7 protein-coding genes are annotated in these 6,066 nt (G+C 70.3%); 3 read left to right on the plus strand and 4 right to left on the minus strand.

Going from position 1 to position 6,066, the window contains the following annotated elements; all coding sequences use genetic code 11:
- Positions 1-18: 18 nt before the first annotated feature.
- Complete coding sequence (locus CRP55_RS12055; RefSeq protein ID WP_097319956.1) at positions 19-507, minus strand: polyadenylate-specific 3'-exoribonuclease AS; 489 nt, start codon at positions 505-507, stop codon at positions 19-21.
- Positions 508-529: 22 nt separating this feature from the next.
- Positions 530-1,384: a phosphotransferase enzyme family protein gene (locus CRP55_RS12060; RefSeq protein WP_097319957.1), complete on the minus strand. Its 855-nt coding sequence runs from the start codon at positions 1,382-1,384 to the stop codon at positions 530-532.
- Positions 1,385-1,651: 267 nt separating this feature from the next.
- Here CRP55_RS12060 and CRP55_RS12065 point away from each other — a divergent pair, with 267 nt between their 5' ends.
- Positions 1,652-2,329: a Crp/Fnr family transcriptional regulator gene (locus tag CRP55_RS12065; RefSeq protein WP_438865789.1), complete on the plus strand. Its 678-nt coding sequence runs from the start codon at positions 1,652-1,654 to the stop codon at positions 2,327-2,329.
- Positions 2,330-2,407: 78 nt separating this feature from the next.
- Here the strand turns inward: CRP55_RS12065 and CRP55_RS12070 are convergent, their stop codons facing one another.
- Positions 2,408-3,145, minus strand: coding sequence for a lysophospholipid acyltransferase family protein (locus CRP55_RS12070; RefSeq protein WP_097319959.1), 738 nt, complete (start codon positions 3,143-3,145; stop codon positions 2,408-2,410).
- A gap of 139 nt (positions 3,146-3,284) precedes the next feature.
- Here CRP55_RS12070 and CRP55_RS12075 point away from each other — a divergent pair, with 139 nt between their 5' ends.
- Together CRP55_RS12075 and CRP55_RS12080 are read left to right on the plus strand one after the other, a co-directional pair.
- Complete coding sequence (locus tag CRP55_RS12075) at positions 3,285-4,100, plus strand: hypothetical protein (protein ID WP_097319960.1); 816 nt, start codon at positions 3,285-3,287, stop codon at positions 4,098-4,100.
- A 47-nt stretch (positions 4,101-4,147) separates the two neighbouring features.
- Complete coding sequence (locus CRP55_RS12080; protein WP_097319961.1) at positions 4,148-5,617, plus strand: alpha,alpha-trehalose-phosphate synthase (UDP-forming); 1,470 nt, start codon at positions 4,148-4,150, stop codon at positions 5,615-5,617.
- Here the strand turns inward: CRP55_RS12080 and CRP55_RS52915 are convergent.
- Positions 5,506-6,066: alpha/beta hydrolase (locus CRP55_RS52915; RefSeq protein ID WP_369076903.1), on the minus strand; the 561-nt coding region annotated here is incomplete at its 5' end. The two genes, CRP55_RS12080 and CRP55_RS52915, sit on opposite strands and share 112 nt — an antisense overlap.

The raw sequence follows: 6,066 nt of genomic DNA on the forward strand, positions 1-6,066 counted from the left end.
TTCCCCGCCGGGCGCGGCTCAACCACCCATGGCGCGCCAGCGGGCCAAATTGTGCTTGGCGTCGACCAGGGCGTCGTGCCGGCCCGACATCGACGGCAGGTGCGGGCGGCCCTGGTCGTCCCAGAGCTGGCGCAGGTCCTTGGTGAAGCGCGGGATGTCGCGCGGCAGGGCCGGCATCGCGCCCCAGAGCTGGGCCAGCGCGACGTGGTCGTAGGCGGCGAACCAGGCCCACAGCTCGATCTGCTCGTTGCGGCCCTCGACCGGCTCGGTCAGAAAGGCGTACAGGTCGTCGCGGATCCGCTCGCGGGAGCGCCACGCCTTGTCGGAGGGCGAGGGGAGCTTGTCGAGGACGTTGCGGCGCACCCAGGGGATGGCCTTGCTGTCGTCGAACTCCGTGCTGATCGCGTAGAACTCGCGACCGAACTCGTCGACCACGCCGATCGAGACCAGGTCGATGGTGACCCCGTCCTCGATGAACTCGCAGTCATAAAAATAGCGGTAGGGCATCGGGGGACATCCTCCCTCACGATCAACCCCCCATGGCGTCCAGGGCCGCTTTTGCACTCCGCAGGGTCTCCGGGAGACCCAGACGTACGGCACGGTCGGCCTGGACGGCCCAGCGCAGCCGCAGCAGGACCGGGAGTACGGCGTACAGCTCGTCGGCGCCGACCGGGCCGGCCGCGGCGTAGCCGTCGATCAGCTCGGCCGCCTGGCTCAGCCCTCCGGCGTACGCGACGGCGGCGGCCACGTCGTAGACGAGCGGGCCCAGGCCGCTCGCCCCGCAGTCGAGCAGCCCGGCCCGGCCGGTGCCGGGATCGACCACGAAGACGTCCGGGGCCGGGTCGCCGTGCAGCACCCCGTACGTCAGGCGGTCGGTGACCGTGACCCGGGTGGCCGCCGTGACCGCGTCGAGGACGACGCCGCGCAGCCACGGCTCGCCGGCCAGGTGCGGGGCGTCGGGGTCGAGCAGTTGCCACGGGCGCAGGCCCGGGTGGTGGAAGCCCTGAAGGGCCCGGTGGGCGGCGCCGAGCCGGTCGCCCCAGAACTGCTGGTCGATCGGGTCGGCCCCGTCGAGGCGGCGGCCGGGGATCCGGCGCAGCACGGCCAGGGCGCCGTCCGGTGTCTGCGCGGTGAGGCCACCGGACAGTGTCCGTACCGGCTCACCGGCGGCGATGTCGCGCCCGCGCAGGTGCTCGGCGGCGGCCAGGCCGGCCTCGACCGGCTGGCGGCAGCCGGTCTCGGTGAGCCGGACGACGTATCTCTGCGATCCGGCCGTCACCTCCCATCCGTGTGACATGAGCACGTCCGGGAGGGCGGTGATCTCGGCGGGGACCAGATGCCACTGGGCCCGCAGCGTCGATTCAAGAAGCTCGTCATCCGGCACGGCGGGATTATCGGTGCAGATTTGTAAAAAACAACGGACAACCAGGGTGATACCCCGGAGGCCCTCACCGTTCGCAATTGAGAGGTTTACAGATAGCGACCGGCACGACATGATCGTATGAGGCGCTCGCGGGCACACGTGCGCAGAAATGGCGCCGGTGGGTGGCTCTGTGCTAAGAGTGATCGTTCGCGCCGGGGGGCGGCGCGATTCGGCCGCTCGCAACACACGCGGTCCCACCGGGGGAGGGATGACGCCGTGGACAATCGCATGCCGGACAACGGCGACGCGCTGACCGGCGTCGACATGTTTGCCGGGCTCGAGCCGGACGTCCGTCAGCGCGTGATCGCGGCTGCTGTGCCACGGACGTACCGCAAAGGACAGATCCTCTTCGTCGAGAACGATCCCGGCGAGTCACTGATCATCCTGCGGCGCGGCGCGGTGGCGATCTTCCGCACGGCGCCGACCGGTGAACGCGCCGTCCTGACCGTGGTGCGGCCTCCGGGCGTACTCGGCGAAGTGTCCCTTTTGGATGCCTCGACCCGCAGCACCTCGGCCGAGGCGATCGAGGACTGCCAGGCGCTGACCCTGTCGCGGGCCGCCTTCATGGACCTCGTGCACTCCAACCCGCGCATCCTCGACGCGGTCATGCGGTCGGTGGGCGCGCTGATCCGCCGGCTCACCGAGCAGAACACCGACCACGTCTTCCTCGACCTGCCCGGCCGGGTCGCCAAGACCCTGGTCCGGCTGGCCGGCGAGAGCCAGGCCCCGATGATCACGATCGAGCTCAACCAGAGTCAGCTGGCCGAGATGGCCGGCGGCTCGCGCCAGAGCGTCAACCAGGCCATCGGCTCGTTCGCCAGCCGAGGCTGGCTGCGCACCGAGGGCCGAAGGATCGTGGTCACCGACCTCCCGGCATTGCGGCGTCGCGCTGGAATGACTGCGTAGGATGGCCTCGCTTCGCTCGGCGGGCACTGCGCCCCGAGAGGTCGGTGTCGAGGGCGCCGAAAAAGCCCTCGGCTGCGCCTAGCCTTTTTCGGAGCCCTCGACACCGACGGGCGCAGTGCGACTTTGGTCGCGCTTCGGAGCTTCGATCGAGGTCTTCAGCGACGCCGCGTACACGTCGACGTACTCGCGGCCGGAGAGGGTCATCAGCTCGTACATGATCTCGTCGGTGATGGCGCGCTCGACGAACCGGTCGCCCTTCGACTGTGCGTAGCGGGAGAAGTCGAGCGGCTGGCCGAATTGCATCCGTACCCGCCGGATCTTGGGAATGAGCGTGCCCGTCGGCTGGATCTCGTCGGTGTTGAGCAGCGCCACCGGCACGACCACGGCGCCGCTCTCCAGAGCCAGGCGGGCCACACCCGTCTTGCCCCGGTAGAGCCGCCCGTCGGGCGAGCGGGTGCCCTCCGGGTAGATGCCCGCGACGCCACCCTCGCGCAGCACTCTCAGCAGGGTCTCGAGGGCCGCCTGGGCGGCCTTGCCACCGGAACGGTCGACCGGGATCGTCCCCGTGCCCGCGAAGAACTGCCGCATGAGCCAGCCTTTGATCCCCTTGCCGGTGAAGTATTCGGCTTTGGCGACGAAGGTCACCCTGCGATCGACCATCAGTGGTGTGAAGATCGAGTCGGAGAACGACAGGTGGTTGCAGGCCAGGATCACCGGGCCGTTGCGGGGCAGGTGGGACAGGCCGCGCACGTCGGGGCGGAAGAGCAACTTGAGAAGCGGTCCGAGAACCACGTACTTGAGCAGCCAGTAGAACACGGCGTCCTTTCCTGGACTTCCGGGACATCGAGGCGCAGAGGAAGCGTACGAAGCGGGACGGCGCGCCACAACGCACTCCCGCAACCGGCTCATGTCGTGTCACCATTCAAGGCACGGTCGGGCGAGGGAGTGTGCAGGAGTGACAGCGGGTGGGGCTCGCCGCGGGCGGCGGGACAACGGACTCGACGCTGCCGACTACGCGGCAGCGGGCGACGTGGATCCGCGCGTCGGCGAACACCTTCTTGACGTGCTGGCGGCCGGCGGCATCGCCGCGTACCTCCAGCCGACGGCCGATCTCAATCCGATCCTGCGCGCCACCACCCTGCCCGCGCGGCCGACCGACCGGCTCTTCGTCGACCGGGCCCACCTCGACACGGCCCGCGAGCATCTGCACAAGGTGACCGGCGGCGCGCTGCCGACCCCGCCCGAGGACCCGACGGCCGAGCCCGACATCGCTGAGCCTGATATTGAGGCAGAGTGGGCCAAGATCGTGGCCGGCTTCCACACGACCGTCGACCCGACCGCGGCCCCCTGGCCTGAGGCCGAGGGCATCGACGCGCCGCCCAAGGAGCCGCCGCGCCTGGGCGGGCTCCAGTCAGCGGCCGACTTCTCCGGCGTCTCGCTCAACCGGCGGCGCACCGACAAGCCCGACCCGTCGGTGCTCGACGGCCTCGACGACCTGCCCGACAACCCGGACGGCGACGACGAGGACGAGCGGTACACGCCGCCCCCTCCCCCGCCGCTGCCGAAGATCTCGAAGTACGCGGTGTTCGGCGTCCTCGGCGTCGTGGTCGGCTTCGTGCTGTTCCTGTTCCCGCGCCTGCTGCCGATCGACCGCGACTATGTGACGGTGCTGGGCTTCGCCGCGATCGTCTCGGGCGCGGTCATGCTGGTCTGGCGGTTGCGGTCGGGTGACGACGAGGACGACGACTACGACGACGGCGCTGTTGTATAGACCACCGTCCCTGTAGCTCTCCGGTGGCCGTCCGGTAACCTTCGGTGATGCGCCAGAGCTCGCTGGTCGTCGTCGCCAACCGTCTTCCGCTCGATGACAGCGCGGCCCCGGACGGGGCCTGCGAGTGGCGCCGAAGTCCCGGCGGCCTGGCCGGAGCGTTGCACGCGATCCTCCAGCAGACCCCGGCGACCTGGGTGGGCTGGGACGGCACGGTCGGCGAGGCCCGCACTCTGCCCGATGTGGGCACGCTGCGGCTGCGCCCGGTGGCCCTCGACGAGGACGAGACGCGCGGCTACTACGAGGGCTTCGCCAACTCGACACTGTGGCCGCTCTACCACGACGCGGTCGAGCCGCCGGTCTTCGACCGCGGCTGGTGGGAGACATATAGGGCGGTCAACCGCCGGTTCGCCGAGGCGGCGGCCGAGGTGGCCGAGCCGGGCGCCACGGTCTGGGTGCAGGACTACCACCTTCAGCTGGTGCCGCAGCTGCTCCGGAAGCTGCGGCCCGACCTGCTGATCGGCTTCTTCCTGCACGTGCCGTTCCCGCCGCCCGAGCTGTTCATGCAACTCCCCCGCCGGGTCGAGCTGCTGCGCGGCATGCTCGGGGCCGACCTGGTCGGCTTCCAGCGCCCGCAGGCGGCCCACAACGTGGCCCAGCTGGCGTCGAAACTGCTGGGTGCGGAGGGCGCGGACGACGCGATCGCCCTGGAAGACCGGGTGGTACGCACGGGAGCGTTCCCAGTCTCGATCGATGTGGCGGAGATGCGGTCGCTGTCCGCCCGCCCGTACGTCATCAATCAGGCCAAGAAGTTGCGGCACGATCTCGGGTCGCCGAAAAAGGTCCTGCTCAGCGTCGACCGCCTCGACTACACGAAAGGCATCGAACATCGTCTGACGGCCTATTCGGAGTTGCTGCGCGACGGCCGGGTGAAGGTCCGCGACACGGTGATGGTGCAGGTGGCGGTGCCGAGCCGGGAGCGGGTGGAGACCTATCGCGGGTTACGGGACCGCATCGAACGCGAGGTGGGCCGGATCAACGGCGAGTACGGCCGGGTCGGCGAGCCGGCCATTCACTATCTGAACCAGCCGTTCGACCGGGCCGACCTGGCCGCGCTCTACCAGACGGCCGACGTCATGGTGGTGACACCGCTGCGCGACGGCATGAACCTGGTCGCCAAGGAGTTCGTGGCGGCCCGGCGCGACGACAGCGGCGCCCTGGTGCTGAGCGAGTTCGCCGGCGCGGCAGCCGAGCTCGAAGACGCCTTCCAGGTCAATCCGCACGACGTGGACGGCCTGAAGGAGACGCTGCTGCACGCGATGAGCGCGGCACCGGCCGACCTGGCCCGCCGGATGGCCGCGATGCGCCACTACCTGACCGTCCACGACATCCACGCGTGGGCGCAGGACTACCTGACGACGCTCTCCTTCTCGAGCCAGTCGAGAACGGCCTCGATCGGCTCCGGGTCGAGCATCAGATCGTGGCCCAGTCCCGGGAAGAGCAACGGCGCCGCCCCGTAGAGCCCCGCCACCCGGTCGAGCGCCTTCATCCCCACGACCCGATCATCCGGGCTCCCGGCCACGAGCACGGGCCCGCGCCCCACCACCCGCGGAACGGTCTTGTCCTTCACCAGAGGACAGATCAAAGCCCCGGCTCTCGCCGGATAACGGCCCATGGCGTACGCGACCACGCGCGCCCCTTCACCGTGCCCCACCAACACCACACGGGTGGGAAGCGAAGCCGCCACCTGAAGGACATCATGCACATGCTCCCGCAGCCCACCCCCGGGCCGCGGCACCAGAACATGCGCCGCATACCCCCGCTCCGCCGCCCGAGTCAGCCAGTGCTCAGCCATCGCCGCCGCCCCGGCCTTCAGCCGGCGCCCGTCCCCCACACCGCCCTCGGCCCCCGCACCACCCTCGGCCCAGGCACCACCCTCGGCCCAGGCACCGCCCTCGGCCCCCGCACC

Origin of the sequence: Paractinoplanes atraurantiacus, assembly GCF_900215205.1 — a bacterium.
GTDB classification, from domain to species: Bacteria; Actinomycetota; Actinomycetes; order Mycobacteriales; family Micromonosporaceae; genus Actinoplanes; species Actinoplanes atraurantiacus.